Source organism: Solirubrobacter ginsenosidimutans (assembly GCF_027587205.1).
Genome location: NZ_JAPDOD010000004.1, coordinates 198,334 through 224,476, shown reverse-complemented (window position 1 = coordinate 224,476; position 26,143 = coordinate 198,334). Strand labels below are relative to the sequence as shown.

At 71.1% G+C, this 26,143-nt stretch carries 27 protein-coding genes and 1 pseudogene; 14 read left to right on the top strand and 14 right to left on the bottom strand.

Features of this window, described 5'->3' with window-relative positions; translation table 11 throughout:
• Positions 1–24: 24 nt before the first annotated feature.
• The 5 genes from OM076_RS07590 to OM076_RS07570 all read left to right on the top strand — a co-directional run bounded on the left by OM076_RS07590 (position 25) and on the right by OM076_RS07570 (position 4,017).
• Positions 25–213, top strand: coding sequence for a hypothetical protein (locus OM076_RS07590; RefSeq protein ID WP_270038893.1), 189 nt, complete (start codon positions 25–27; stop codon positions 211–213).
• Positions 171–797, top strand: coding sequence for a bestrophin-like domain (locus OM076_RS07585; protein ID WP_270038892.1), 627 nt, complete (start codon positions 171–173; stop codon positions 795–797). The genes OM076_RS07590 and OM076_RS07585 overlap by 43 nt, the downstream gene beginning before the upstream one ends.
• Positions 798–1,314: 517 nt before the next feature.
• Positions 1,315–2,169, top strand: a complete 855-nt coding sequence (locus OM076_RS07580; RefSeq protein WP_270038891.1) for a DUF2127 domain-containing protein — start codon at positions 1,315–1,317, stop codon at positions 2,167–2,169.
• Between the two features lie 37 nt (positions 2,170–2,206).
• On the top strand, positions 2,207–3,784 hold the full coding sequence (locus OM076_RS07575; RefSeq protein WP_270038890.1) for a peroxidase family protein: 1,578 nt from the start codon (positions 2,207–2,209) through the stop codon (positions 3,782–3,784).
• An 11-nt stretch (positions 3,785–3,795) separates the two neighbouring features.
• Positions 3,796–4,017, top strand: coding sequence for a bleomycin resistance protein (locus OM076_RS07570; RefSeq protein WP_270038889.1), 222 nt, complete (start codon positions 3,796–3,798; stop codon positions 4,015–4,017).
• 4 nt (positions 4,018–4,021) lie between these two features.
• On the opposite strand, the gene OM076_RS46785 is transcribed toward OM076_RS07570, so the two are convergent.
• Positions 4,022–4,762 (bottom strand): SDR family oxidoreductase, encoded by a 741-nt coding sequence (locus tag OM076_RS46785; RefSeq protein WP_372518011.1) that lies wholly within the window; start codon positions 4,760–4,762, stop codon positions 4,022–4,024.
• Positions 4,763–4,966: 204 nt separating this feature from the next.
• Positions 4,967–5,251 (bottom strand): annotated as a pseudogene (locus OM076_RS46780) (AAA family ATPase); the annotation flags it as partial.
• Positions 5,252–5,312: 61 nt separating this feature from the next.
• On the opposite strand from OM076_RS46780, the gene OM076_RS07560 reads away from it, so the two are divergent.
• Positions 5,313–6,194, top strand: coding sequence for a redoxin domain-containing protein (locus OM076_RS07560; protein ID WP_270038887.1), 882 nt, complete (start codon positions 5,313–5,315; stop codon positions 6,192–6,194).
• Here the strand turns inward: OM076_RS07560 and OM076_RS07555 are convergent.
• The 3 genes from OM076_RS07555 to OM076_RS07545 all read right to left on the bottom strand — a co-directional run bounded on the left by OM076_RS07555 (position 6,181) and on the right by OM076_RS07545 (position 10,567).
• On the bottom strand, positions 6,181–6,558 hold the full coding sequence (locus OM076_RS07555; protein WP_270038886.1) for a PPOX class F420-dependent oxidoreductase: 378 nt from the start codon (positions 6,556–6,558) through the stop codon (positions 6,181–6,183). The two genes, OM076_RS07560 and OM076_RS07555, sit on opposite strands and share 14 nt — an antisense overlap.
• Before the next feature lie 5 nt (positions 6,559–6,563).
• Positions 6,564–8,330, bottom strand: coding sequence for a hypothetical protein (locus OM076_RS07550; RefSeq protein ID WP_270038885.1), 1,767 nt, complete (start codon positions 8,328–8,330; stop codon positions 6,564–6,566).
• Between the two features lie 464 nt (positions 8,331–8,794).
• Positions 8,795–10,567, bottom strand: a complete 1,773-nt coding sequence (locus OM076_RS07545) for a lantibiotic dehydratase (protein WP_270038884.1) — start codon at positions 10,565–10,567, stop codon at positions 8,795–8,797.
• Between the two features lie 25 nt (positions 10,568–10,592).
• Between OM076_RS07545 and OM076_RS07540 the strand changes: the two genes are divergently transcribed.
• Positions 10,593–11,189, top strand: a complete 597-nt coding sequence (locus tag OM076_RS07540) for a TetR/AcrR family transcriptional regulator (RefSeq protein WP_270038883.1) — start codon at positions 10,593–10,595, stop codon at positions 11,187–11,189.
• An 8-nt stretch (positions 11,190–11,197) separates the two neighbouring features.
• Here OM076_RS07540 and OM076_RS07535 read toward each other — a convergent pair whose 3' ends face one another.
• Entirely contained in the window at positions 11,198–11,857 is a 660-nt protein-coding gene (locus tag OM076_RS07535) for a TetR family transcriptional regulator C-terminal domain-containing protein (protein ID WP_270038882.1), read from the bottom strand.
• Positions 11,858–11,941: 84 nt separating this feature from the next.
• Here OM076_RS07535 and OM076_RS07530 point away from each other — a divergent pair, with 84 nt between their 5' ends.
• On the top strand, positions 11,942–13,267 hold the full coding sequence (locus tag OM076_RS07530) for an MFS transporter (RefSeq protein ID WP_270038881.1): 1,326 nt from the start codon (positions 11,942–11,944) through the stop codon (positions 13,265–13,267).
• A 76-nt stretch (positions 13,268–13,343) separates the two neighbouring features.
• On the opposite strand, the gene OM076_RS07525 is transcribed toward OM076_RS07530, so the two are convergent.
• Complete coding sequence (locus tag OM076_RS07525; RefSeq protein ID WP_270038880.1) at positions 13,344–13,643, bottom strand: GNAT family N-acetyltransferase; 300 nt, start codon at positions 13,641–13,643, stop codon at positions 13,344–13,346.
• A gap of 39 nt (positions 13,644–13,682) precedes the next feature.
• Here OM076_RS07525 and OM076_RS07520 point away from each other — a divergent pair, with 39 nt between their 5' ends.
• Complete coding sequence (locus OM076_RS07520; RefSeq protein ID WP_270038879.1) at positions 13,683–14,024, top strand: nuclear transport factor 2 family protein; 342 nt, start codon at positions 13,683–13,685, stop codon at positions 14,022–14,024.
• A 48-nt stretch (positions 14,025–14,072) separates the two neighbouring features.
• A complete protein-coding gene (locus tag OM076_RS07515) occupies positions 14,073–14,630 on the top strand; it encodes a hypothetical protein (RefSeq protein ID WP_270038878.1) in 558 nt (185 codons plus the stop codon).
• Here OM076_RS07515 and OM076_RS07510 read toward each other — a convergent pair.
• On the bottom strand, positions 14,615–17,275 hold the full coding sequence (locus OM076_RS07510; protein WP_270038877.1) for a SpoIIE family protein phosphatase: 2,661 nt from the start codon (positions 17,273–17,275) through the stop codon (positions 14,615–14,617). The two genes, OM076_RS07515 and OM076_RS07510, sit on opposite strands and share 16 nt — an antisense overlap.
• A 136-nt stretch (positions 17,276–17,411) precedes the next feature.
• The gene (locus tag OM076_RS07505; protein WP_270038876.1) at positions 17,412–19,523 is read right to left on the bottom strand and encodes a penicillin-binding transpeptidase domain-containing protein; all 2,112 of its coding nucleotides are present in this window, start codon (positions 19,521–19,523) and stop codon (positions 17,412–17,414) included.
• 120 nt (positions 19,524–19,643) lie between these two features.
• Here OM076_RS07505 and OM076_RS07500 point away from each other — a divergent pair, with 120 nt between their 5' ends.
• Complete coding sequence (locus OM076_RS07500; protein ID WP_270038875.1) at positions 19,644–20,009, top strand: ArsR/SmtB family transcription factor; 366 nt, start codon at positions 19,644–19,646, stop codon at positions 20,007–20,009.
• Positions 20,006–20,632: a cation diffusion facilitator family transporter gene (locus tag OM076_RS07495; protein WP_270038874.1), complete on the top strand. Its 627-nt coding sequence runs from the start codon at positions 20,006–20,008 to the stop codon at positions 20,630–20,632. Before OM076_RS07500 ends, OM076_RS07495 begins: the two co-directional genes overlap by 4 nt.
• Here the strand turns inward: OM076_RS07495 and OM076_RS07490 are convergent.
• Together OM076_RS07490 and OM076_RS07485 are read right to left on the bottom strand one after the other, a co-directional pair.
• Positions 20,629–21,660: an AAA family ATPase gene (locus OM076_RS07490; protein ID WP_270038873.1), complete on the bottom strand. Its 1,032-nt coding sequence runs from the start codon at positions 21,658–21,660 to the stop codon at positions 20,629–20,631. The two genes, OM076_RS07495 and OM076_RS07490, sit on opposite strands and share 4 nt — an antisense overlap.
• Positions 21,661–21,663: 3 nt before the next feature.
• Positions 21,664–21,795, bottom strand: a complete 132-nt coding sequence (locus OM076_RS07485) for a hypothetical protein (RefSeq protein ID WP_270038872.1) — start codon at positions 21,793–21,795, stop codon at positions 21,664–21,666.
• A 62-nt stretch (positions 21,796–21,857) separates the two neighbouring features.
• Here OM076_RS07485 and OM076_RS07480 point away from each other — a divergent pair, with 62 nt between their 5' ends.
• On the top strand, positions 21,858–22,415 hold the full coding sequence (locus OM076_RS07480; RefSeq protein WP_372518010.1) for a dihydrofolate reductase family protein: 558 nt from the start codon (positions 21,858–21,860) through the stop codon (positions 22,413–22,415).
• Here OM076_RS07480 and OM076_RS07475 read toward each other — a convergent pair.
• The gene (locus OM076_RS07475; protein WP_270038870.1) at positions 22,371–23,585 is read right to left on the bottom strand and encodes a hypothetical protein; all 1,215 of its coding nucleotides are present in this window, start codon (positions 23,583–23,585) and stop codon (positions 22,371–22,373) included. The genes OM076_RS07480 and OM076_RS07475 overlap by 45 nt on opposite strands.
• A 51-nt stretch (positions 23,586–23,636) precedes the next feature.
• Entirely contained in the window at positions 23,637–24,647 is a 1,011-nt protein-coding gene (locus OM076_RS07470; protein WP_270038869.1) for a hypothetical protein, read from the bottom strand.
• Positions 24,648–25,017: 370 nt separating this feature from the next.
• Here OM076_RS07470 and OM076_RS07465 point away from each other — a divergent pair, with 370 nt between their 5' ends.
• The gene (locus tag OM076_RS07465) at positions 25,018–25,473 is read left to right on the top strand and encodes a hypothetical protein (protein WP_270038868.1); all 456 of its coding nucleotides are present in this window, start codon (positions 25,018–25,020) and stop codon (positions 25,471–25,473) included.
• Here the strand turns inward: OM076_RS07465 and OM076_RS07460 are convergent.
• On the bottom strand, positions 25,470–26,120 hold the full coding sequence (locus OM076_RS07460) for a head GIN domain-containing protein (protein ID WP_270038867.1): 651 nt from the start codon (positions 26,118–26,120) through the stop codon (positions 25,470–25,472). The two genes, OM076_RS07465 and OM076_RS07460, sit on opposite strands and share 4 nt — an antisense overlap.
• Positions 26,121–26,143 lie beyond the last annotated feature (23 nt).

Sequence of the window (26,143 nt, the reverse complement as noted above, 5' to 3'; positions counted from 1 at the left end):
CCGGTGGTGGAGACGTGGCTGCTGTTGCACTTTCCGACCTGGCTGCTCGGGTTGGTCATCGTCGGGGTGTGCGTCGGGATCTCCCTCGGCGGCGTCGTGCTCGTGCGGCGCAGCGTCAAGCTCTCAGACCTCGAAGAGCATCACGACGTCGCCGGCTTCATCCTCGCGTGGTGGGTGTCGTCTACGCGGTGCTGCTCGCGTTCGTGGTGGTGATCGCGTGGCAGCAGTTCGATGATGCCCGCAAGGACGCCGACCACGAGGCGACGGTCCTGACCGCGATGTACCGCAACGCCGACGCGTTGGAGGGCGCCGGTCCCGATGCACGCCCGGCGATTCGCGACTACGTGCGACTCGTGGCCGACCGGGAGTGGGACAAGATGGCCACGTTCCATCGCCAGGATCTCGCGGCGGACCGCGCGCTCGGCGCGGTATGGACCGCATTCCGGGCGATCGAGCCGCGCACCAAGTCCGACGAGGCGTTCTACGACCAGGCGGTCTCGAGCCTCAACGACGCGACCGAGCTGCGCCGGGAGCGGATCGCGACGAGCGGCCGTGAGCTCCCGACCGCGATGTGGGGCATGCTGATCATCGGCGGCATCATCTCCATCGGCTTCACGTACTTCTTCGGCGTCTCGAGCTTCGCCGCGCAGGCGCTGATGGTGGGGGCGCTGGCGGCGTTGGTGGGGCTCGTGCTCTCGCTGATCCTCGCGCTCGACCTGCCGTTCACGGGCAGCGTGGGCGTGGGGCCGGACGCGATGCACGACGCGCTGCGCGAGTTCACGCTGATCTCTTCGTAGGGACGAAAGTCAACTGCGCCGGGTGGGGAGGGGGAGTGGCGAGCGACCCGTGCTTGGCTGCCGCCGTCCGCCTCGCGGCTCGGCTCCCATGCCTGGGTTGTCGCGCCGGGATACCGACAGTTACGGGCTACGGAGAAGCAAAGTGTGTCCCTCGCACGCCTTGTCCCGGTCGCCATGGTCGACCATGCGCGTTTGGGGGTCGTTGCGCGGGTTTCAGTCAGGTTCGCACTGTTCGAGTTGGCGCGCTGATGGGGTTCGTACGCTAAGTCCGGTCAGGCCGGAATAGAAGTACGCACCCCCCGGCAACCCGCTCCGGCGGGGTGATCGGCGAGTGTGAAAACGCACTTTCTGTCTCCGTGGCCCGTACCTGTCGGTGTCCCGGCGCGACGCCTCAGCGTGGGCAGGCGGACAAGGCGCGGTCCACGAGAGTAGGACCCGGAGGGCGCGCCACTTCCCCCTCCCCCACCCGGCGCAGTTGACTTTCGTCCCGGCGTAGCCCATCTGCGATGTTTCGCCGATGGCGCACCGCAAGCAGCTTCCCGGCGTGCAGCTCGTGAAGCCGAGCCGCTTCCGGCCGCGCTTTCACTACGAGCTGCTGGTGTGCGGGGTGGCGGGCCACGAGTTGATCGGCATCGACGCCCGCACGCTGACCGCGGAGGATGCGCTCGTGGCGCGCGAGATCGACGGGGTGCGCTGGCATCGTTGCGTGCGCTGCGACTCGTGGTTGCCGCTGTCCGCGCCGGTCGCGCCGGCGCGCGAACGCCCGCCGCTGCCGGCCGACATCCAGCTCCCGCTGCGCGGGAAGCCGCTGCGCGACAAGATCGTGCTGCGCCTGATCGCCATCAATCGCGCCGTGCACTTCGTCGTCCTGGGAGCGCTCGCGGCGTTCGTGTTCGTGTTCGCCTCGCACCGCGAGGACCTGCGCGGCCCGGTCTACCGCGTGCTCGTCGACCTGCAGACCGGCGCGGCGTCCGGGAAACCGCCCCAACACGGCCTCGCGCACGAGATCGAGCGCGCCTTCTCGCTGCAGTCGGACACGTTGCGGCTGGTGGGTCTGGTCTTCGCGCTGTATGCGCTGGTCGAGGGGGTCGAAGCCGTGGGGCTGTGGTATCAGCGCCGCTGGGCCGAGTACCTGACGTTCCTGGTCACGACCTCGCTGTTGCCGCTGGAGATCTACGAGCTGGCGCACCGCCTCTCGCCCTTCAAGCTGGTCGCGTTCGTGATCAACGTCGCGGTCGTCGTCTACCTGCTCCTGGCCAAGCGCCTGTTCGGTCTGCGCGGCGGCGTTGCCGCCGAAGCGCGCGAGCGTGCCGAGGACATCGGCTGGCCGGCGCTCCAGCGCACCGCCCCCGAGGCGATCACCGCCGCTTGACACATCGCCGGCCGCCTTTCCCGTAGGCTTGCCACCGATGTTCCCCGCCTTGCCCGGCGTCGTGACGCGGCAGTTGCCGAAGGTCGTCGGTCCGCTCGGCCTGAGCGGCGTCCCGCCGATCCGCAGCCTCCTCAGCCGGCTCGTGATCAACCAGTTCGGGTACGCGACGACGCTGCGCCCGCGCGCGCTGTCACTGGCGAGCGACTACACGAGCTGGAAGAGCCTCACCGATCGCACGTACTCGGGGCGCCACCTGCCGCCGGCGACGCCGGAGGAGCACGCCGCGCTCCCGCCGGAAGCGGACGTCGTGGCGCTCTACCGGCGCGAGCGCATGCTCCCGTCGACCGACACCAGCGTGATGTTCATGTTCTTCGCGCAGTGGTTCACGGACAGCTTCCTGCGCACCAGCCTCACCGACTACCGCAAGAACGACTCCAACCACGAGATCGACCTCTGCCAGATCTACGGGGTCAACCCCGCCAAGACCGAGCTGTTGCGCGCGCATCAGGGCGGGCGGTTGAAGAGCCAGCGGATCGACGGCGAGGAATACCCGGCGTTCCTGTTCGAGCCGCGCTCGCCGGGTGGGCCGCTGGTGTTCAAGCCCGAGTTCGTGGGCCTCCACGACGCGCACTTCATCACCGACGTGATCCTGCGCAGCGCGCCCGAGGAGCAGAAGGACACGTTCTTCGCGGTCGGCCTCGAGCACGGCAACTCGACCATCGGCAACACGGTCATGAACGTCGTCTGCCTGCGCGAGCACAACCGGCTCGCGGGCATCCTCGCCATGGAGCATCCGGACTGGGACGACGACCGCGTGTTCGAGACCGCGCGCAACATCATGATCGTCCTGCTGCTCAAGCTCGTGGTCGAGGAGTACATCACCCACATCGGCCCGTTCGACTTCGCCGTCGAGACCGTCCCGTTCATCGCCGACGAGGAGCGCTGGAACCGGACCAACTGGTGTGCGATCGAGTTCAACCTGCTCTACCGCTGGCACCCGCTGGTGCCGGACACGATCGGCACCGGCCCGGGGCAGCTCGCCTCGACGGAGTTCCGCAACAACAACCCGCTCGTCATCTCCGAGGGCATCGAGGCGTTGATGGCGCTCTGCTCGATGGAGGCCGCCGGCCGGATCACGCTGCGCAACACCCCGGCTTTCCTGGTCGACAGCCCCAACCCGGAGTGGCCGTCCGTCGAAGCGGTCACGATCGCGCTGATGCGCAACGCGCGCCTGCGGTCCTTCAACGACTACCGCGAGGCCTACGGGCTGCACCGGATGCACAGCTTCGAGGAGCTGACCGGCGATCGCGAGGTCCAGCAGCGCCTGAAGGCCCTCTACGGGCACATCGACAAGCTCGAGTGGTACGTCGGCATCTTCGCCGAGGACTCGCCCGACTACATGATGATGGGCGAGCTGATGACCTACATGGTCGCCAACGACGCCTTCACCCAGGCGCTGACCAACCCGCTGCTCGCGCGCAACGTCTTCAACGAGGACACCTTCACCAAGACCGGCATGAAGGTGATCTCCGCGACCAGCTCCCTGCAGCAGATCGTCGCCCGCAACTCGCGGCGCCCGGACGCGATCCACGTCAGCTTCAAACGCGCGAACTAGCGGAGGTTCCAATGAGCAGCACGCAGCAGAGTGACGTCGCGGCCCTCGCGCAGCTCCTGCACGAGACGGCCGAGGCCCATGGCTCCTTCGAGGCGATCGCTCCACCGCACGACTGGTGGGACTGGTACGCGGCGTACATGCACGCCCGCCAGGCCGGCGGCACACCGGATGAGGCGACCGCGAGCGCCGACCGCTACATGGCGGAGGTCAAGCAGGTCGTGGTATCGCGCTGAGCCCTCACGAGACCAGCTGCTGGCCGCCGTCGATGTCATAGGTCGCGCCGGTGAGCGCGGTGTTGATCATGAGGTGGACGGCGAGCGCGGCCACGTCGGCGGGGCCGACGACGCGCCCGATCGGGAGCATCGACCGCAGCTCGTCGCGCCGCCGATCCAGGTCGTCGCCGAGGATCGCGGCCGAGAGCGGCGTGTCGACGAAGCCCGCGGCGATCAGGTTGACGCGGATCGGCGCGACCTCGAGCGCGAGGTTGGCGATCAGCGTGTTCTGCGCCACGGTCGCGGTCGAGGCGATCGCGAGCCCGACCCGCGGGCGGCGCGCGCCCGTCCCGCCCATGAACACCAGCGAGCCGAGCGGCCGGACCTTGCCGACGGCGACACGGGCGATCGTGAGGGTGAGCAGGAGGTGCTCGGTGAGGCCGCGCTGCGCCTCCTCCCGAGACATCTCCAGCGGCGGTCCGTAGTGCGGTGCGCCGGCCGTGACCATCACGTGGTCGATCGGCGACTGGAGCTCCGCGAAGAACGCTTCGACGGCGGCGGGATCGGTGGCATCGAACGCGGCGGTCCGCTGGACATCGAGCTCGTCCGCGGCCTGATCGAGCCGCGCTTGGTTGCGGCCGGTGAGCACGACCTCGGCGCCTTCGCCGAGGGCGCGCCGGGCGGTCTCGAGGCCGATGCCGGCGCTGCCGCCGATCACGACGACGGTCTGCCCGAGCAGTTCCGGTTCGCGTGTGGAGGGTGTCATGGGTGCTCCGGTGGGTCGGCGGTTGACGAGGTGGGTGCCGCTCAGGCCGGGATCAGGTCGGACTCCGAGCTCGGCATCGCGCTCGGCAGCTCCCGGCGCGACCGGATGCCGAGCTTGGTCCGCCATCTCCGAGAACAGGCTCAAGACGCCCAGGCCGACGAGAAACCGGTCCGGCGCGGCGCCCGCGCTGCGCCCGAAGACGATCTCGAGCGCCTGACGCTGCGGCAGCGGCAGCCGCGGAAGCCGATCGAGCATCGGTGCGCAGAGCTGATGCAGGCTGGCGAAGGCCAGCTCCATCTTTGACTCCACGCCCGTCGCCCGCGCGAGCGAGACGTCCGTGGCCGAGGCGACGAGGTGGTCCAGGAGCGCGGTCTTGCCGATGCCGGCTTCGCCGCGCAGCACCAATGAGCGGCTCTCGCCGCCCCGGATCGCCACGACGAGCGCATCGAGCGCGGCGCATTCTTCGGCCCGTCCCCGCAGCCCGTCCATCCTCAAGCGGATCGTAAAGGACGCGCGGGTCCGTATGTGGATTTCAGTACGGTGACGAACCGTGTCCGGCGGTGTGCACCTGCCCGCGCTCGACGGGGCGACCGAATGGCTCAACACCGAGCCGCTGGACCCTGCCGGCCTGCGCGGACACGTCGTCGTCGTGAACTTCTGGACGCTGACGTGCATCAACTGGCTGCGCCAGGAGCCGTACGTCCGCGCGTGGTCGCAGGCCTACCGCGACGACGGGTTGATCGTCATCGGCGTCCATACGCCGGAGTTCTCCTTCGAGCAGGAGCTCGAGGGCGTGCGGGAGGCGACGCGGGTGCGCGGGATCGACTACCCGGTCGCGCTCGACAACGACTACGAGGTCTGGAGCGCCTTCAGCAACCACTACTGGCCGGCGCTGTACTTCGTCGACACCGACGGCATCATCCGCGACCAGCACTTCGGCGAGGGGCGCTATGAGCACTCGGAGCACACGATCCAGCGGCTGCTCGGCGTCAAGCGCGATCACGTGGCGGTCGAGGGGACCGGTGTGGAGGCGCCGGCGGACTGGCATCACCTGCGCACGCCGGAGACCTATCTCGGCGCCGCGCGCGGCGAGCGCTCCGATCATTGGTCGCTCGACGGTCGCTGGCGGACCGGGCGGGAGAGCGTCGTGCTGGAGGAGGCGGGCGGGAGCATCACGTACCGGTTCCACGCGCGTGACGCGCACCTCGTCCTGGCACCGGGAGTGCGCGATCCGATCGCGTTCCGGGTGCTCCTCGACGGGGAGGCTCCGGGCCCGTCGCACGGGGCGGACGTCGACGCCGAGGGCAACGGGGTGCTGCGCGACGGGCGGCTCTATCAGCTCTTGCGCGAGCCCGGCAAGGTGCGCGAGCGGACGCTTGAGATCACGTTCCTCGCGCCCGGCGCCGAGGCGTACGCGTTCACGTTCGGATAGTGCGCGCGCTCTGCGCGTTGGTCAGGCCCCAGCTGACGATCCGCTCCGGGTGGATGCGGATCAACGGCGTGGGCAGCGCGATCGCCTCGCCGCGCCCGCGGATCTCGATCCCGCGCGGATGCCAGGGCTCGGTGCTCGCCAGATCGTCGATCACGATCGCGGCCCGGCCTGAGCGGGCGATGTCACGGAACTTCTTGGTGTCCTCGAGCTCGTAGCCGCCGATGTCGATCGTCTCGCTGGCGGCGTTGTAGAAGAACGCGACCGGGACGACGTGCGGGGTGCCGTCCGCACCCACCGTCGCGAGCCGACCGAGCTGCCGGCCTCCGACCATGTAGCGCAGCTCGATCTCGGTGAACACGCTCACGGGGTTCAGAAGGACCGGTGGGCGCTGTAGCCGCACTGCACGCTCGCCGGCGGGAGCTGCAGCGGCACGCTCTGCTTGCCGGCCCGCAAACCTTCCACGGCGGCGTCGGGCAGGAACGCGACCCAGGCGTTCTCGCCGCGCAGGGAGAACGTGCGGGGCCGGATGATGCGCTTGCCTTCGAGGATCACCTGCGGCGCTGTGAGCCCGTCCGGCAGGGGGCCGTAGACCATGGCCTGACGCGGGTCGCAGGGAACGGTGACGGCGGCGCGGTAGCGGTTGACCGGACCGTCGATCGGGGTCCCGGGGTGCGGGTCCGTGCAGAAGGTCGGCGCCTGCGGCGGGCCGGTCGCGAAGGCGGTCAAGCAGGGTGGCTCGCCCGAGGTCCGGACGAGTTCGAAGCGCTGCGCGCCGCGCCTGGCCAGGACGGTGCGCTTGACCCGCGGCACCCGGATCCCCTTCGTGCTGAGGCCGATGATCGTGCCGGCCGCGTTGCGGACCACCGCGCCGGTGACCTCGCGGCCGGCAGCGATCTGCGCGGCGAAGAACCGGACGCGGCCCGCCCACCGGCCCGTGTAGGCGGGGCCGTCGGTCGTGCCCACCGTGACGTCCCGGCCGCGGTTCAGCTGGAGCGTGATCCGCGCCGCGTCGCGGCTCAGCGCGCCGGCGACGGTCCGGCCCTGCCGGATGAGCGCCGGAGCGTCGGAGTCAAACGGCGGCGGCGGGCACGTGCCGGCCGGCAGTGCGCTGCCCAGGCCGACGCACAGCGTCTCGCCCTGGTCGGCCACGAGCAGCGATTCGCCGCCGGCTGCCGCGACCGCGACGGCGCCGGCCGGCGGCGCCAGCGGCTCCAGGTCCCCGCTGAAGTGCACATCGCCTCGATCGTCGCCGACGCACGGCCGGCCGCCGGGTTCCGTGCCGACCAGGATCTGGGCGACGCCTTGGCCCGCGGCGTCGAGCGCCGTCGCCGTGCGAACGGCCTCGCCAGGCGGCACCGTCGCGCCGATCGCGCGCCGGCCGCCGAAGACCGCGGGCAGCTCCTGTGCCGGGATGCCGACCTCTCCGCCGCTGCCCAACGTCAACCGCACGCTCTCCACGCCCGCGGCGACGATCCCGCCGACGAGATCAGGCGCGCCGCACTCGCCCAGCAGCTGCAGTCCGTTCTCGCTGTCGAGGTCGCAGATCCCGCCGCCGCCGAAGCGGTTGGCGACGTCGACGCACGCGAGCGTCCGCAGGCGGTCGGCCTGGTCGGGCGTCGGCGCGAGCCGCAGTTCGGTGTGCGCCTCGACGCCTTCGTCGTGCGTGCCGAAGACCGGCGTGAGGTTGGCGCCGAGGTCGATGTAGCCGGCCGGGCCGCCGTCGATGCCGAGCAGCGTTCCGTCCACCCCGTAGAAGCGCACGAACATCGCGCTCGGCGGGGCCGGGATGAGCACGAAGCGCTCCGCGAACCCGCGCGCGGCGAACGTCCGGTGCCGCGCCCGCTTGCCGCTCCGGCTCTCGGTCTCGGCCGTCGTGACGGAGGCCGGCACGGCCGCCGCGTAGTTGTCGAAGCCGATGTACGGGAACATCCGCACCGGCCGCTGCGCGGACCGCGGGATCCGTCCGCACTGGTCGCCCTGATAGTGCCGGTTGCGCCGCAGCGTGATGCAGACCTTGCCGCCCTTCTCCTGCGCCTGCAGCGTGAACTCGCCGGTTCGCGCGACGGTCTTCGCGGCCGCGTGCGCCGGAGCGCACCACACCAACGCCAGGACCGCGATGAGCGCGCCTCGCCACATGCCACCAACCTAGTGTGTCCTGAGTGGGCAGTGCGCCGCACGCTTGGTTGACGAACCGCGCCGGGTGGGGGGAGGGGAGACAGAAAGGGCGTTCTCACGCACGCCGATTCCCCGGATGCCGCGGTCTGCGAGGGGGGTGGGGTCAAAAAACGTCCTGACAGGAAGCTTTTTGACCCCACCCCCATCAACGCGCCAACTCGACCAGTGCGAACCCGATCGAAACCCGCGCGCGGACCCTCAAACGCGCACGGTCCACCATGGCGACCGAGAGACGGGCGCGAGGGACACCCTTTCCTTCTCCGTGGCCCGTAACTGTCGGTATCCCGGCGCGGCAATTCGAGCCGACAGAGCCGAGCCGCGAGGCGGACTCACGGCAGCCCATGACCGGTGGCTCGCCACTCCCCCCTCCCCACAGGGCGCAGTTGACTTTCGTCCCTCTAAGCGCTCACAGCGCGTCGCAGTCCTCAGCGCGCGCGGGCGACGACGCGCAGCTCGCACGTGTGGCGGCCGGCGTCGCTGCGCAGCCAGCAGTCCTGCGGGCCGGGGAGCATCTCGGTGAACTCGAACGGCGCGCCAGGCGCCTGCTCGCGCGCGGGAGCGACGAAGCGCGCCAGCGTGCGGGTGAGCGAGGCGCTCTTGAAGTCGACGTAGCGGGGCTTGCGCTCCAGCGGCGAGCGTGCGAAGACGCGGCGGGGGAGACCACGGTCGCGCGCCCATGCGGCGAGCTCGGGCGCGCCGGTCGGCAGCTCGTTCGCCGGCGCCGACCAGTGCTCGCGGCGCACCACGAGCTTGCCGAGCTGCGCCCGCCCTTCGTGCTCGCCGATCGGGTCGAAGCTGCGCAGGGCGGCGACGAAGATCGGCAGATAGAGAAACCGCGCGAGCGGGGTGCGAAACGTGCCCTGGCGGTCGCGCACGTGCCCGTCGCCGTCGATGACGACGTCGTCCAGCGCGACGCGGTGGGTGCCCGGCGGCGCGGGCTCATCCCCGCTGGTGACGACGACGTCGCCCTCGGGATACAGGGGCCAGCTGCGCGCGGTCATCTCGACCACGCCCCGTCGCGGCGGCGAGAGGTGGACGCCGGGGCCGGCCTCGGCGGCGATGCGGCGCAACATCCCGGCGGGATCGGGGTGCCGTAGCCCGAACAGGCCCTGCGCGAGCGGGTTGTCGCCGCCGTGGAAGTCGCCGAGCACGACCAGGAAGTCGCCGCGGGCGATCGCGTCGGGGCTCTGGGCGGCGATCTGCAGATCGGCCGAGTGGTAGTCGGACGCGTACCAGGCGGGCGTCCAGTCGGCGAACGCGGCGGCGTCGCCGTTCACCGCCGACGCCCAGCGGCGCCGCAGCTCCTCCTGCTCCTCGCCCATCTGGTCCCAGAGACCGAAGCCCGCGCCCATGAGGCGGCCGAGCAGCGGGGCGAGCGGCCCCTCGTGGCCGTGCGCGATCCGCTCGAGCAGCTCGGTGCCGCGGTCGAACACCCGCCCGCACCACCAGCGCGACGCGGCGAGGACGATCGGCAGGCTCGAGCGCAGCTCGTCGATGACCGCGGGACCGAGTGTCAGGTCGAGGTCGCGCATGCTGTCCAGGTAGGCGATCGTCCGCCCGCCGCCGCTGTCGCCGGTCGCGTGCGCAGCGGCGCGACCGGTCACCTGTTCGAAGACGGCGTCGAGCTGATCGAGCGCGGCGGCCACGTGCTCGCGGGGCGCGTTGCCCACGTCTTCGCGCGTCCGTTCGAGCCGGTCGAGCGCGGACGTGTCGTGCAGGAGCGGGCGCAGCGCGCGCTCGGGGAACGGGCCCATCGGCAGCGGGGCGTGCACGCCGGACGAGAACGCCAAGGCCTCCATCGCCCAGGTCTCGAAGTGCACGACGCGCTCGCGTTCGAGCGTGCCCGCGCGGACCGCGATCGGCGCACCGTCGGCTGCGAACGACCCCCACGCCAGCGGGCCGAAGAACCCGATCGTGTCGTTCTTCGCGCAGTAGCGCTGCCAGTACCCGGCGACCACGTCCGTCCAGCGGCGCTGCTTCGACGGGCTGCCGGGCGCGCCGGCGGCGAGCTTGTCGACGGCGCGGGTGAGCGACTCACGGCTCTGCCACGCGACCGCCTCGCGGAAGGCGGGATCGCGAGCGACGCGCGCGAGCCGCTGCTCCTCTCCGGGCCCGAACACGTCGAGCCCCTCCACCGGGAAGCCCGAGCTGCGCACGGCGAACTCCGGCCACAGATCCCACTCGCGCGTCAGCTCCATATTCACTAGAGTGTCACCTTAGTCAATGGCAGTCAAACGCAAGTACGATGCGCCAGGACGCCGCGAGGCGGCGGCCCAGACCCGCGAGCGGGTGTGCGCGGCGGCAGAGGCGCACTTCCTCCGCGACGGCTACGCCCGCACGAGCATCCGCGCCGTGGCAAAGGCGGCGGGCGTGGCGGAGGCGACCGTCTACCTCGCGTTCCCGAACAAGCCCGCGCTCCTGAACGCCGTCATCCTGCGCGCCGTCGGCGACAACGCCTCCGAGCCTCTCGACGTCATCGCCGCCGCGCCGCCTGCGGAGATCCTGCCCCGCCTCGCGACCTCCAACGCCGCGCTCATGGTCCGGGCCGGAGCGCTGATCGCACTCGGCGAGGCCGCGAGCCTGATGGACACCGAGTTGCGCCCCTGGCGAGACCGCGCCCACACGAACCTGCGCGCCGCGTTCCGCGTGATCGCCGGCGCCCTCGACGCCGCCGGGCTCCTACGCGTGAGCGCCGCCGAGGCCGCCGACACCCTCTACGCCCTCGCGAGCGAGAGCACCTACCTGCGCAGGAGCGAGGCCGCCGGGCCCGGCGACTACGCGCGGTGGCTCGAGCGCGTCCTCACCGCGGCGCTGACCTGATCGCTGCGCTAGGCGCTGCCGAGGCGGGCGCGCATGCCGGTCGCGGCGCGGTCGAAGACCGTGCGGTCGTGCATGAGCTGGAACTGCTGGTTGGCGGCTGAGCCGAGGGCGTCGAACTCGAAGGCGAGCTGGGCGGGCTCGACCGACGGGTCCAGCTCACCCGCCTCCTGGGCCTTGGCGATCTCGCGTTCGAGGAAGGCGAGGAACTGGCGCATGTCCTCGGTGACGATCTCGCGGACCGCGTTGTCCGGGCGGCTGTCGAACTCGGCCTTGACGCTGCAGAAGAAGCACCCGCCCGGGAAGACCTCGGCGCGGAAGTAGCGCAGCCAGTCCTCGAGCAGCGCTTCGAGGCGGGCGCGGCCGCGGGGGAGCGACCGCGACGGGCGCACGACGTGGTCGACGAAGCGCCGGCGGGCCGCGGCGATCGTCGCCAGCTGGAGCTCCTCCTTGGAGCCGAAGTGGGCGAAGAGGCCGCTCTTGCTCATCCCGAGCTCGGTCGCCAGGCGGCCGATCGTCAGCCCTTCCAACCCCTCGACCGAAGCGAGGTCGGCGGCGGCCTGGAGGATCGACTCGCGGGTCGCGTTGCCGCGGCGCTTGCGGCCGTCGGCCTCGTCGTCGGAGACGGGCTCGGCGCTCGCGAGCGTCTCCAGATCCTCGGCGTCGACCATGCCGAGAAAAGTAGCACGATCGTTCGATCTGTGGTACAAAGCACGACCGATCGTTCTTTTTTACACCGACCAGAGGCGGACTCGATGACTGCGATCGCGGTACCGCGAACCACTCAGAACGTGCTGGCGGTCGCCGCCGGCGCGGCCTTCCTGGCCCTGCTGGACACGACCGTCGCGAACCTCGCCGTCGCCGACGTGCAGACAGACTTCGCGGGCATGTCGGTGAACGGGGCGACGTGGATCATCACGATCTACGCCGTCGTGTTCGCGGCGCTGCTCGCGCCCGCCGGGCGGGTGGCGGACGTCGTGGGACGGCGCACGCTGCTGATCGCCGGCGTCGGCGGGTTCACCGCCATGAGCCTGGCCTGCGCGCTCGCGCCCAGCCTGCCGGCGCTGCTGGTCGCGCGAGCCCTCCAGGCCGCGGCGGCGGCGGCGATGATCCCCGCCTCGCTCGCCGTCGTCCTCGCCGACACGCCGCCGGAGCGCCGCGCCGCCGCGATCGGCGCGTGGAGCGCCGCCGGCGCCCTCGCCGCCGCGGCCGGGCCCGCGATCGGCGGCGTCCTCGTCGATCAGGTCGGCTGGCGTGCGCTGTTCCTCATCAACGTCCCGGTCGGCGTGCTGATCGTGCTCGGCGCGCGGCAGATCCCGGCCGGGAAAGGCGCGGGACACCTCCCGGACGCGCTCGGGACGCTCCTGCTCGGCGTGGGGATCGGCGCCGCGGCGCTCGGCATCTCGCAGGGTTCGACGTGGGGCTGGGGCGACCCGAAGACCGTCGCCGCGATCCTCGGCGGCGTGCTGGCCGCCGCGGCCGCGATCTGGCGTTCCACCCGCCACGCCTACCCGGCGCTCGAGACCCGCCTGTGGCGCTCAAAACGCTTCGCCACGGCCAACGTCGCGAGCCTGCTCTACGGCGCCGCGCTGTTTCCGTGGATGCTCGTCGGCGTCCTCGTGCAGGTGACGCTGTGGGACTACTCGCCGCTGCAGGCGGGCCTGGGCATGACGCCGGGCGCGATCGTCGCCGCGGTCGTCGCCGTGCTGGCGTCCAAGCGCCCGCACAAGCCGGTCATCCTCGTCGGCGCCGCCACGCTCGCCGCGGCCGGCGCGATCTGCGCCTTCGCCCTGCCCGCGACGCCGGACTTCCTCGGCTTCTGGCTGCCGGTGGGCGTGCTGATCGGGATCGGCATGGGCGCGGTCACCACCGGCATCTCGACCGCCGCCGCGCTCAGCGTCACCCCGGACCGCTTCGCCGCCGCGGTCGGCCTGAACTCCGCGGCCCGCCAGGTGGGCGGCGCGCTCGGCGTCGCCGTGCTGGCGGGAATCGTCGACGGCGACATCGCGTCCTTCAAGGACGTCTACCTCTTCTGCACACTCGCGACGCTCGGCGTCGCCCTCGCCGGGAGCCGGCTATGAAGCTCGACATCACCCTCGATGAGATCCTCGAAGACCTCTGCCACAACGGCCTGCCGCCGGGGCGCTGGAACGTCCCTCAGAGCCCGAACTCGGCCCGGAAGTCCTCCGGCACCAGGTCCACGTACTCCGGGTGGCGCGAGATGTACCCGTTGACGAACGGGCAGAACGGCAGCACCGCCACGCCCGCCGAGCGTGCTTCGCCCAGCACGGCCGCGATCAACTGAGACGCGAGCCCCTGGCCTTCGAAGCGCGCATCGATCTCGGTGTGGATGAACGCGATCAACCCCTCGCGGCGGCGATACTGCACGAAGCCGGCGAGCTCGTCGGAGACGTGGATCTCATAGCGGTGCTGGTCCGGGACGTCTCTGATGGTCACGTACGGCAGAACCCTAACCGCCATAACGGAGGAGGAGCAGTGTCAAGGACTCCGCAGGAAGTGTTCCAGCACCACGCCGAGGTGCTGATCGCGGGCGATCTCGAGGGCATCGTCAGCGACTACGCCGACGACGCGGTCTTCATCACGCCCGCCGGCGCGCTGCACGGCAAGGACGGGGTGCGCGAAGGCTTCACGAAGTTGCTCGCCGACGTCCCGAACGCCGAATGGGCCGTCCCGACGCAGATCTTCGAGGGCGACGTCCTGTTCATCGAGTGGAGTGCGAAGGCGGCGAACTCCCGGGTGGAGGACGGCATCGACACGTTCGTCTTCCGCGACGGCGAGATCACCGTGCAGACCGTCAGGTACACGTTGATCGACTGAACATTTTAGGTTTGGCGAGCGTGTCTACGGAGCACGCGTGCGAGCGAGATGAAGAGGCCCCTCCTCGCCGCCGTGGGCGCGCTCGCCGCCCTCGCCTTCGGTGCTCCCCAGGCGCTCGCCGCCTGCCCCGCGCAGCCACTCGACCAGACCTTCCGGCCCTGGCTCGACCCCGCCTACTACCAAGCGGCGCCGGACAGCGGCTTCGAGGCCGGCGGCAGCTGGGTACTGGCGGGCGGCGCGACGGTCGTCGACGGCAACCAGCCGTTCCTCGCCGGCACCCGCTCGCTCGACCTCCCGCCGGGCTCCTCCGCCACCACCGCGCCGATCTGCGTGACCGTCGCCCACCCGACGATCCGCTTCTTCGCCCGCAACGCCGGCGCGGCCCTCTCGCCACTGATCGTCACCGTCCAGTTCAAGACACTGCTCGGCCTGCAGCTCGAGCTGCCGGTGGGTGTCGTCCTGGGCGGCGGCGAGTGGCAGCCGACGCTGCCACTGCTGATGCTCGGCAACCTGCTGTCCAACGAGGTCCGCTTCCGCCTGACCGCGGCACCGGACAGCGCCTGGCAGGTCGACGACGTCTACGTCGACCCTTACAGCAAGGGATAGACGCGCAGCGCGAGCAGCGCCAGGTCGTCGCGCGGAGGCCCTTCGGCCTCCGCCTCGGCCTGCGCGGCGAGATGATCGACGATGCCCTGCGCGGAGCGCCGCCGCGCGCCGCCGATCGCCGCGTCCAGGTGCGCGCGTGACCACACCCGCGGCGCCGTGACCTCGGTCAGGCCGTCGGTGTAGAGCACGAGCGCGTCGCCCGGACCGAGCTGCGAGCTGCGGTCGTCGAGGTCGACGTCGGCGAGCACGCCGAGCAACGTGCCGGTCGTCCCGAGCTCCTCGACCAGCCCCGTCGAGCGCAGGATCCGGGGCAGCGGGTGGCCTCCGCTTGCGACCGTGGCGATCACCGTCCCGTCGGTCTCCAGCTCCAGGCGCGCGATGGCGAGCGTCACGAACCGCCCCGCCTGCTGGCGCAGCATCGCCGAGTTCAGCCAGCGCAGGATGCCCGCGGGGGAGCGGTTGCGCATGACCGCGGCGCGGATCGTGTAGCGCACCATCGCGGTCACCGCCGCGGCGGGCGCGCCCTTGCCGCACACGTCGCCCATGACCGCGAACCACTCGCGCTCACCGGTCGCGAAGAGGTCGTAGAAGTCGCCGCCGACCTCGATCCCCTCGCCCGCGGGGCGGTAATGCGCGGCGGCCTCGACCCCGGGGATCTCCGGCAGCTCGGGCGGGAGCAGGGACTGCTGCAGCGTGTGGGCGATCGTCGCGCGCTGGTGGTAGAGGTTCGCGTTGTCGACCGCCGACCCGACCCGGAGCCCGAGATCCTCGGCGAGCGCGATGTCGGGCTCGCTGAAGTGGTGGTTGTGCAGCGTGATCGTGCCGGCGATCCCGTCGCGGACGAGGATCGGCACCGCCAGCGCAGTCGTCCGGCCCGCCTCGACCCACAACCTCGGAGTCCCGCGCGCGACGACCTCTTCGAGCCCGGGCGGCGAGACCATCTGGCCGCGGCTGGCGCCCATCAGCCGCAACTCTCCATCCTCGAACAGGTGGATGGCGCAGTCGTCGGCGAGCGTCGCTGCGACCAGCCGGGCGACCTCGGGCAGCGTCTCCTCGAGCTCCAGCGACCGGGCCAGCGCCCGCGAGCTGTTGGCCAGGAAGCGCTGCGCCTCCTCGGCCTGCTTGATCTCGGTGATGTCCTCGAAGACGCTGATCGCCAGTCGCGCGCCACCGTCCTCGAGCACCGGGCTGGCCTTCACGCGCGACCACCGCGACTCGCCGGGGTGACGCACGACGAGCGCCTCGGCGGGCGCGCCCTTGAACACCCGCCGTCCCGGCAGCAGGTCGGCCGGGACGCCCAGCCGCGAACCGAACTCGTCCGCTCCGCCCAGCAGCCGCGCGGCGGCGGCGTTGACGTAGACGAGACGGCCGTCCGGATCCTCGGCCGCGACGGCATCGGCGACGCCTTCCAGGATCGCGCGCAGCTCGGCCGACGTGCGCCGCATCAGCTCCTCCAGGCGCAGGTTCTCGAGCGAGACCGCGGCCTGCGCGGCGAGGTGCTCCAGCAGGTCACGCTCGACAGGGGAGAAGGCAGCTCCGGGACGCGCGACGACGAGCACGTGGCTCAGCCCGACGGCGATCGCCAGGGCGCCGTCGCACAGGGTCCCGAGGGAGAGCTCCGCCGCGCGCAGGGCGTCGTCGTCGCGGCCGATCGTCAGCCGCGCATGCAGCACACCCGCCTCGTCGAGCTCGCTCAAGCGCCCGCAGTCGGCCTGCAACGCCTCGATCGTGGTCGTCAGCAGCATCCGCTCGAGCGCGCTGCGATCCTCGGGCGGGCTCGCCGATTCGCCCGCCTGCAACCGCCCCGCCTGGCGGCGCAGATCCTCCGCGCGCGCGTCCAATGCGCGGGTGGAGCGCCGGAACGCCCGCTCCAGTGCGAGCTCGTGCGCGATCCGGCTGCTGCGCTCGCGGGCGATCAGGCCGAGCAGGGCGCCGGGAGCGATCGCGAGTAGGTACGCGTGCTGGTAGACCTCGGACGCGAGCACCGCGAGGAAGCCGATCGGCGCCAGCGTGGCGTCGATCAGATACACCAGCGCCAGGACGGGCAGCAGCTCGCTGGGGGAGATGCCCGCGCCCAGCCATTCGCGCAGCGTCGAGGCCGTGAAGTCGACCGAGATCTGCGCTGCGAGCGCGAGCAGGAGCACACCCCAGGCGGCGTCGACCGGGTCGCCGCCGGAGAGCGCGGCGATGACCACGGCGGGCCCCACCGCGTACCAGCCGTCGGCGATGATCACGAGCAGGCGCTCCGGGTGCGCCCGCCGCCGCAGCAACTCGGGCAGCTCGCCCAGCAGCGAGCCGGCCGTGACCAGCAACGGCACCGCCGCCGCGGGCGTGAGGAAGAGCATCGGGACGAACACCAGCTGGGTCGGGCGGATCAGACCCGGCCCGAGCGGGAAGCGCACCCGCCGCATCAGCGCGTAACACAGCGTCAGCAGGACGGCGGTGGAGGCATCGTGCTCGTGGGGCGCGACGAGCGCCATCACCATGGCCACGACGAGGAGCAGCACGGCCGCGGTCGTCTCGACGCCTCGCTCGCGGGCGGACAGGCGGCGGGTGAGAGCGGGCCCTCGGCGTTCGAGCAGCGCTTCGGCGACCGCGGCCGCGGCAGCGACGGCGACCTGGGGCTTCTTCAACGCCGCGCCCATGTGCGAAGGGAGTATCCGCGTGCGGACACGCCGGTCCGCCGGTTCCCTTTTGCACCTCGAAGCCACTTTTCTTACACATGGCCGAAGTGGCCCGGACTGAGCGGAAACTACGGGGTCAGCGCGCGAACATTGCGGCCTAGAGCGTGTCGCTCGTGCCGGCGTGGAAGGCGTTGTCCTTGACGCCGAACCACTTCGACAGGATCAGCCGTGCGGCGGGCGCGGCGGTCTCGGCCCCGAACCCGCCCTTCTCGACCGTGACGACGACGACGATCGGGCGCTCCGGATCGTTGACGAAGCAGGCGTACCAGGCCTGGTCGGGGTTGACGCCGCGCTCGGCCGTGCCGGTCTTGCCGTAGACCGTGTAGCGCTTCGGCCAGCCCTTGAACACGTCGGCAGAGGTCCCGTCGGGCTGCGTCGTGGCTGCCTTGAGGCCGCCGAGGATGACCTGGCGATCGCGCGCGCTGAGCTTGATCTTGCGTCGCGGGTCGGTGTGGATCGCGTGGATCGGGAAGCCATTGCCGTCCTCGACGGAGAGCCCGAGGTGGGGCTTCACGATCGTGCCGTCGTTGGCGATCGCCGAATAGGCGACGGCGAGCTGCAGCGGCGTGGCCTGGAGGTCGCCCTGACCGACGGCGAGGTTGACGTTGTCGCCCGGCGTCCAGGGCTTGTCGATCCCGCCGCACTTGTACAGCGCCGGCAGCGTGTTCTGCAGCAGGTGCGCCTTGTCGACGCAGGCGGCGTACGCCTTGTACTCGCGGGTGCGCCACGCCGAGTCGGGGACGAGGCCGGGGGACTCGCCGGGCAGGTCGATCCCGGTCTTTGACCCGAAGCCGAACCGCTTCGCCCAGCGCTGGATCAGGTTGTCGTGATCCTCCGCGGCCGCGCCGAGCTGGAAGAAGAAGATGTCCGAGGAGACCTTCAGGGCGTCGGCGACGTTGATCGTCCCGAAGCTCGCCTGGTTGGCGTTCTGGTACTTCTGCGTGCCGAGCGCCCAGTGGCCCGTGTCGTCGATCGTGTAGCTGGGGTTGATCAGCCCGCCCTCGAGCGCGGCGAACGCGGTGACGGGCTTGAACGTCGAGCCGGTGGGATAGGCGGACTCGGTGACGCGATTGAGCAGCGGCGCGTCCTGGGCTTGCGAGGTCAGTTCCTGATACGTCTTGTCCGAGAACGGCTTGGCGAGCTTGCTCGCGTCGAAGCTCGGCGCGGACCCCATCCCGTACACGGCGCCGTTGCGCGGGTCCATCGCCAGCCACGCGCCCGCGCGGGTGGGGTACTTGGAGGCGCTGAGCGCCTTCGCCAGCGCGGCGTCCCCGGCCTGCTGCAGCCCGAGGTCGAGCGTCAGCTGCAGCCGGTCGCCCTGCTTGGGCTCGGTGACCTTGACGCCCTGGCTCTCGTCGAGCTGCCCGCTCGCGTCGACGGTCAGGCGGGTCTTGCCCGGCACGCCGCGCAGGACCTCGTCGTAGTGCTGCTCGAGCCCGCTCTGGCCCTTCTCCTGCGAAACCGTGCCGAACAGCTGCGCCGCCAGCGATCCGTGCGGGTACTCACGCAGGAACGTGTCGGTGATCACGACGCCCGGGAACTGCTGCGGCCGTTCGCGCATGTAGTCGAACTCGGCGCGCGGGACGTCGGTGCGGATCGTGACGTTCGTGTACGGCGCCTCCGCGAGCCCGCGGATCACCCGTCCGTGCACGGTCTCGGGGCGGATCTGGAGCACCCGCCCGATCCGCGCGTAGAGCTGCGCGAGCTCCGGCTCGGTCGCGGGCAGCGGCGGGATCGGGACCGCCTTGGCCGTCTCGGCGGCGGCGCGCAGCCGCGCCGTGGCGGCGTGCTCCGCCTTGGTCGCCCTGTGGCCGTCGTCGCGCAATTGGCGCTCCAGCGCCTTCAGTTGCGTCTCCGCCCGCGCCCGCGCGTTCTCGGCGTCGGCGAGCGCGACGTGGTAGTCGTCGCCCTGCGTCCGGACCGCCGCGGGCAGCGACGCGGGCGCGATCTGCACCACCGCCGCCCTGCGCGTCGTCACCAGCTTGTGGTCGTTGCGATCCACGATGTCGCCGCGCGGGGCCTCGATCGGCACCACCCGCCGCCCGTTGTCGCGCGCCTGCGCGACAAACCGGCTGCCGGAGAGCACCTGCAGTGACCACAGACGGAAGAACACGGTCGCGAACAGCAGGAACGCGACCGCCCCGAGCACGGCGACGCGCCACGCCAGCTGGGGCGTGATCGGCGGCACCCGCTCGTCGGTACGGCGCACTGTCAATGCATTGCCTTCGCGGCGGGATCTGTGACGGGCACGACGCTCGAACGTAACCGCCACAAATGAGATCCCACGCAGACCGCATATCTGAACAGTCCTTCAGCTATCGTGTCGGTGATGGCGCACGGCTCCGAACACGAGGACGTCACGCGGCTGCTCGACGACGCCGCCTTCGCGCGTGCCGCGGCGGACAGCATCCAGGCGCTGTCGGCGCCGAGCCGGCTGCGCATCCTCGCCCGCCTGCACGCCGGGCCGGCCTCGGTGAACGAGCTCGCCGAGGCGGTCGGGATGGAGGGCTCGGCGGTGTCGCACCAGCTCCGGCTACTGCGGCATCTCGGGCTCGTGACCGGACAGCGGGACGGTCGCCAGGTCGTGTACGAGCTCTACGACGATCATGTCGCGGACCTGCTCGGGCAGGTCGTCTCGCACGTCGAGCACGTGCGGCTCGGCCTTGCGGGGCGCCATCAGGCGGTCGAGGCGTGAGCCACGCCCACACCCACTCGCACGGCCTCGTCCACGATTCGATCAAGCGTTCCCACGAAGGCGTGCGCGCCGTCTCGCTCGCGTTGGCGGTGCTGCTGCTCACCGCCGTGGCGCAGGTCGTCGTCTACGTCGCGTCCGGCAGCGTCGCGCTGCTCGCCGACCTGATCCACAACGCGGGTGACGCCGCGACGGCGATCCCGCTCGGCATCGCGTTCGCGCTGCGCAGTGCCCGCGCCGAGCGGTGGGCGGGGCTCGCGGTCGTGCTGGCGATCTTCGCCAGCGCGTGCGCCGCCGGCTACGAGGCGGTGGCGCGGATCGTCTCGCCGACCGACGTGCACCGGCTCGGCGCGCTCGCTCTCGCGGGGGCGATCGGCTTCGCCGGCAACTGGCTCGCCGCGCGCATCCGCACCCGCGCCGGCCGCCGTCTCGACAGCCCGGCGCTGGTCGCGGACGGGGCGCACGCGCGGGCGGACGCCTACGTCTCGCTGGCGGTCATCGCGTCGGCGGCCGTGGTGGCGATCGGCGCGCCGGTCGCCGACCCGCTGATCGGCCTCGCGATCACATTGGTGATCCTGCGGATCACGTGGACGTCGTGGCGGACGCTCCACGGCCACACGCACTAGCCACTCCACACCTCGAGACGGTGGCACTCCGTGATGCTCGGCGCCTCCCAGTCGTCGAGCACCCGCTCGACCGCCTCCCACGGGACCGGCCGCCGACGCTCTTGATTGTGCCGGCGCAGCTCGTGGGGGCGTGCTTCGACGGCGACGATCGTGACGTGGGCGCGATAGTCGGCGAGCAGCGAGATCGTGGAGGCGCGGAGCTCCCGGGAATGGTGGGTCGCGTTCCAGATGAACGGCTTGCCCTCGCGCAGATACGTGCGTGCCCGTTCACGGTCGTCGACGGCGATCGTCGGGCGCCCTTGGTGATGGCGGGCGATCCACTGGTCCTTGCCCGCGCCGGGCAGGCCGGACAGCACGACGACGCGGCTGCGGGTGTCGTCATGCGCCGCGTAGGCGGGGTCGCGGCTCGGGTGGGTGAAGTAGGTGAAGCGGGCGTGGTCGGACGCGAACGGGTACGGGCGCTCGAGGCAGCCGAGCTCCTCCGCGTGCACGGCGAAGAGGTCGACGTCGGTCGTCAGGTCGTCGCTGCGGGCGAGGGCGTCGGAGCGACTCAGCAGGTGCTGGCGGCGGACGCCGGCCTCGAGCGAGATCTCGATCGTGCGGCGCGTCGCGTGCTCGGAGTCGATCAGGCGATACGGCGCCATGTGGTGGCGGACGAGCCCGCAGATCCGCTCGCGCGCGAACGGGCTCAGGCCCGCTTCCCACAGCACGCGACGGGCGATGATCGCGCCGTGGCGGGCGTGGCCCGGCGCGGTCCAGCGGCCTCTCTCGTAGCGGGTCGTGGCGGGCTTGCCGGCGTCGTGCAACAGCGTCGCGAGCCAGAGCTCTCCACGGTCCTCGGGCTCCATCCGCCGCCACTGCGGCGACCGCAGCAGCTGCTCGGCGACCAGTCGCGTGTGGTCCAGGACGTCGGTCTCGCCATCGTCGACCGGGGTGCCGGCCAGCGCCGCCAGCCACGGGTGCTCGGCGGCGAGCACACGGAGATCCGGGCACGACGCGCCCGGCTCAGGCGTCGCCGGCAAAGCCATCGCTTACGCGGCGGCCTCGTCGGACACCGCGGGGTCGACAGCCCGGCACCGGTGGATGACGGTCATCCCCGGCACGATCGGGCACGCGTTGGCTCGCTTGAGCCAGCTCACGACGATGTGCCACGTCCGGCTCACCGCGCGAGCATCGCAGCCGGTCCGGACGATGATTTTCGGAGACGATCCCGGTCATGACTCCCATGCGCAAGCTCTTCTTCTCCATGAGTGTCTCGCTGGACGGCTACATCAATGGCCCGGACGGCACGTTCGGATGGACCGCTCCCAGCGAGGAGCTCCACCGGTTCCACAACGAGCGGGTGGCCAAGATCGGGACCCAGCTGCTCGGCCGGCGCCTCTACGAGACGATGCTCTTCTGGGAGGCCGACGAGTGGGACGACCCGGTGATGGCGGACTTCGCCCGCGTCTGGAAGGGGCTGGAGCGGATCGTCTTCTCGCGCACGTTGAGCACCGTGCAGGGCGACGCGCGGCTCGCGACCCGCGGCGTCGCGGAGGAGGTGGCGGCGCTGAAGGCGCAGCCGGGGAAGCCGATCGCGGTCGGTGGCGCCGGGCTCGCCGCCGAGTGCACGAAGCTCGGGCTGATCGATCAGTACGAGCTGTTCGTCTATCCGGTCGTGGCGGGTGGCGGGACGCCCTATTTCCCGCTCCTGGACGGCCTGCTGGAGCTCGAGCTGGCCGAGACGCGGACCTTCGGCTCAAACGTGGTCTACCTGCGCTATGTCGTCCCCGCCCTCGACTAGCCGCGGGCCGTAGGCCGGAGGGGCGATCAGGAAGCTCGTGCCGAAGCCGGAGCCGATGCCGATCACGCACGCGCCGACCCACGTCGTGGTCTTCCAGCCGATGCCGTGCTCGAGCGCGAGCAGCCCGAAGTAGGAGAACCAGAGCACGACCGCGGCGAGGCTGCCGACGAGGCGGATGCCGCCGAGCGTCAGCCGCCGCCGCGGGCCGGGCGCGAACCAGTGCTGCATCAGGTCGATCGAGACGCCCGTGAGGACGAGCACGATCAGCGTCCAGGCATCGCGGTACTCGGTCATGATGTTCATCAGCAGCCCGAACGCGGCGAACGTGATCGTGAACGTTCCGTCCGGGACCCGCCAGCGGCGCAGGATCAAGAGCGTCGGCCCGAGCAGCACGATCGTCGAGATGACGATCGAGCCGAGCGCCTGGCCGACCGTGTAGTAGTGGTACGGGAAGAGCTTGCCGCTGTAGTCGCGCAGGCCTTCGGAGAGCCCGATGTGCTGGTTGCTCATCACGTCGGGGAAGTGCTTGAGGTTCTCGACGAAGGCCTTCGTCGGCGCGACGTTGGTCATCCACGCCGACAGGTACATCGTGATGAAGTTGATCATCGCGATGAAGAGGATCCCGCTCAGCAGCGCGGGCAGGTACTCGCGCATGCTGGGGGCGATGTCGCGCTTGGCCCACATCGACCGGATGCCGGTGGAGGAGACGAGCAGCCCGCCGAGGAAGAGCGCGAGGTGCGGCGGGCTGACGATCGCCTCGACATTGATCTCGAAGCCGTAGAGCGAATGCCAGGTCAGGTCCGCCGGCCCGGCCACGCCGAGGATGCACAGCCCGATGATCGAGACGCCGTAGCCGACCGGGATCGCCTTGAAGTCGAACGAGCCGCGGCTGGGATGGGCGCCCGACTTGAGCTGGTAGCGGTTGATCAGGATCGCGACGTAGATCGCGAACACCGTCATGCCCGCGTAGAGCACGATGTGGGCGGTCGTGAAGAACGACTCGATGCCCGTCCGGTTGTTGTGGTTGCGGCCGTCGAAGAACAACGCGGTGATCGGCCAGATCGCGAGGATCATCGCGTTGAGGTCCTCACGCCAGGTCGTCGTCGGGCGCACGCCCAGGGCCGCTGCCGGCGCCTCGCGTACGGATTCGATCAGTCGTGAAGTGGCCACCGGCGTCGATCGTCCTCGACGCCGGGGGAGCGATCGATGAGAGCCCTCCGGCTAGAGGCCGGACTTGACCGCCTTCTCGAACGCGTCGACGCCGAACGAGCCCTCCAGGCGCGCGGTGATCTTGCCGCCCTTGTCGACGACGAACAGCCACGGCTCGGTCTCGACGTGGAAGGCCTGCAGCGGCGGTCGCAGCGCGCTGTTGAGCTTGTTGTCGGCCCAGACCTCCTGATGGATGAAGGTCATCCGCTTGCCGTATTTGGCCTTCATCTGCAGCGCGATGTCGGCCACCGGACCGCAGACCCGCGACACGCACAGCTGCGGCGTCGCGAACAACAGCGCGACCGGCTTCTTCCCCACCGCGTCGGCGAAGTTGGAGTGCATGTCGGTCTTCGGGTCGCGCGTGTCGAGCAGGTCCTTGTCGCCGTCGAGCGACTCGAGCGTGTCGGTGGCGACCTTCGGCGCGCTCTCGCCGACGTCCGGGATCGTGTCCTGCTTCTTGGTCTTGACCTGGATGCGCATCGGCGCGCCCACGAGCCGGCCGCCGCTGCGCGTCATCACCAGCACCGCCCACGTCCCGGGGGCCGAGAACTTGACCTGCGTGGCGTAGATCGCGGCGAACGGATCGGTCTCCGTCGCGGCCTGCTTGGAGCGATAGCGGGCCTGCGTGAGCAGCACGTCCGCGGGGGCGGCGAACGGGCCCTGCGCGGGCTGGTTGGGGGCGGGCGCGACGTAGATCGCGCTCGGCCCATAGATCGGCTTGCCGTCGGCGTCGATGACCCCGAACGCGAACCGGTTCTCGCCCGTCGTGTAGACCGAGCCGGCGACTGCCGCCTGCGGACCTGACGTGACCAGGCCCGCGATGTCCTCCAGCGTCTGACCCTTGACGGGCGGGAACGACGTCGGGTCGGGCGATTGCGCCTCGCGCACCGCGTCGCGCAGACCGGGCGTGTCCGGGACCTGCTCGACCGGATCGGTGTTCGGGGGCGGGGCGGAGTCGTTGCCGCCGCCGCACGCCGCGAGTAGAGCGGCGCAGACGAGAAGGATGGAAGCGATACGGATCATCGGAGCGGGCAAGGCTAGCCGGACGGTCACGCGGTTACACGCACCATGGGGCGCGTAATGTCAGTCGCCTTCATACTCCGCTCGGCGCCGAGCTTGAGCTCGACGTCGATGCGCTTCTCCGTGGCTGGGGCCGCACCCACGTAGAGGCCGTCCGAATAGCACGTCGGGAAGCGCACGTCGGCGGTCGCCGCCCCGAAGACGGACTCGCCCGGGAGCGCCTCTAGGGACACGATGCGATCCCCGCAGTCGTCAGGGGTGATGTCGCTGCGTTGAGTCCGGCAACGTGAGGGGGCGGCGGGGGTTCCCCCCGGATTACCGCGCGGGGGTGGGCGTCAGTTGGTGAAACCAGCCAACGCGAAGGAGCCCCACCGTGTCCGTCCTGAAGCACCTGCTCAGTCCCCATTTCGCCCTCGCCGTCGCGACGCTCGTCCTCGCGCTCGGCGGCACCGCCATCGCGACCACCCAGATCGCGGGCTCAGACGCTCCGGAGACCGTGCTGCGGATGCGCGTCACCAAGGACGGCAAGACGATCGGCAACCACAATGACGGCACGGTCAAGAAGGCCGGCGTCGGGATCTACGACATCACGTTCAACACCGGCCCGACCGGCGGGAAGCTCCCGCTGGACCTCGAGGACTGCGCGATCGTCGCGACGACGCGCGTCGAGACGGCGTCGAAGCCCGAAGAGGTCGCCGCGGACCTGGACGTCCAGCGGCTCGGTGGCGCGCGCATCTTCGTCGAGTCCACCCGCCTGATCCCGTTCGGCGACAACAAGATCACGCCGTTCCTCACCAACGTCAGCTTCGACGTGGCGGCCATCTGTTAATCGGGTTTCACTTCTCCGGAGCCGTCGACGCGCTTGGTCACGGCCGGGTGGCCGTGGTAGTGGATGGTGCCGGAACCGTCGACCTTGGCGTCGAGGCGGCTCTCGGCGCGGACGCGGGCGTCGCCTGAGCCGCCGACGGCGACGTTCGCGTCGCGGGCGGTGAGGGCGGTGGCGTTGGCGTCACCGGAACCGTCGAGGGCGAGCGCCAGCCGTCCCGCCTTGCCGTCGAGCGAGATGTCGGCCGAGCCGTCGGAGCGCACCTGGAGGGCGTCCGCGTCGATGCCGTCGGCGTCGACGTCACCGGAGCCCGAGGCTTCGATCCCCGTCAGCTTCGGCACCGTCGCCTCGACGACGACGTTGCTGCCGCCGATGCCACTGTCGTGGTCGAAGGTGAGGTGCAGCGTGCCGTCGCGCACGTCGGTTCTGACGTCGTCGATCACCTTCCGGCCCGCGCGGACCTGAAGCCGCTGCGGCCCGCCGACGTGGAGCCGCACGTCGACCGAGTCCTGGTTGTCGATGCGGGTGAAGCCGGCGACGTCGCGGTTCTGCGAGGTCATCGGGCCGTCGTCGGAGAGGGCGCAGCCGGTCAGCAGGACGGCGCCGACGGCGATGGGGACGAGGAGGACGGAGCGGCGCGGGGAGGACATGGCCTCAAGCTACGCGCGGCCCG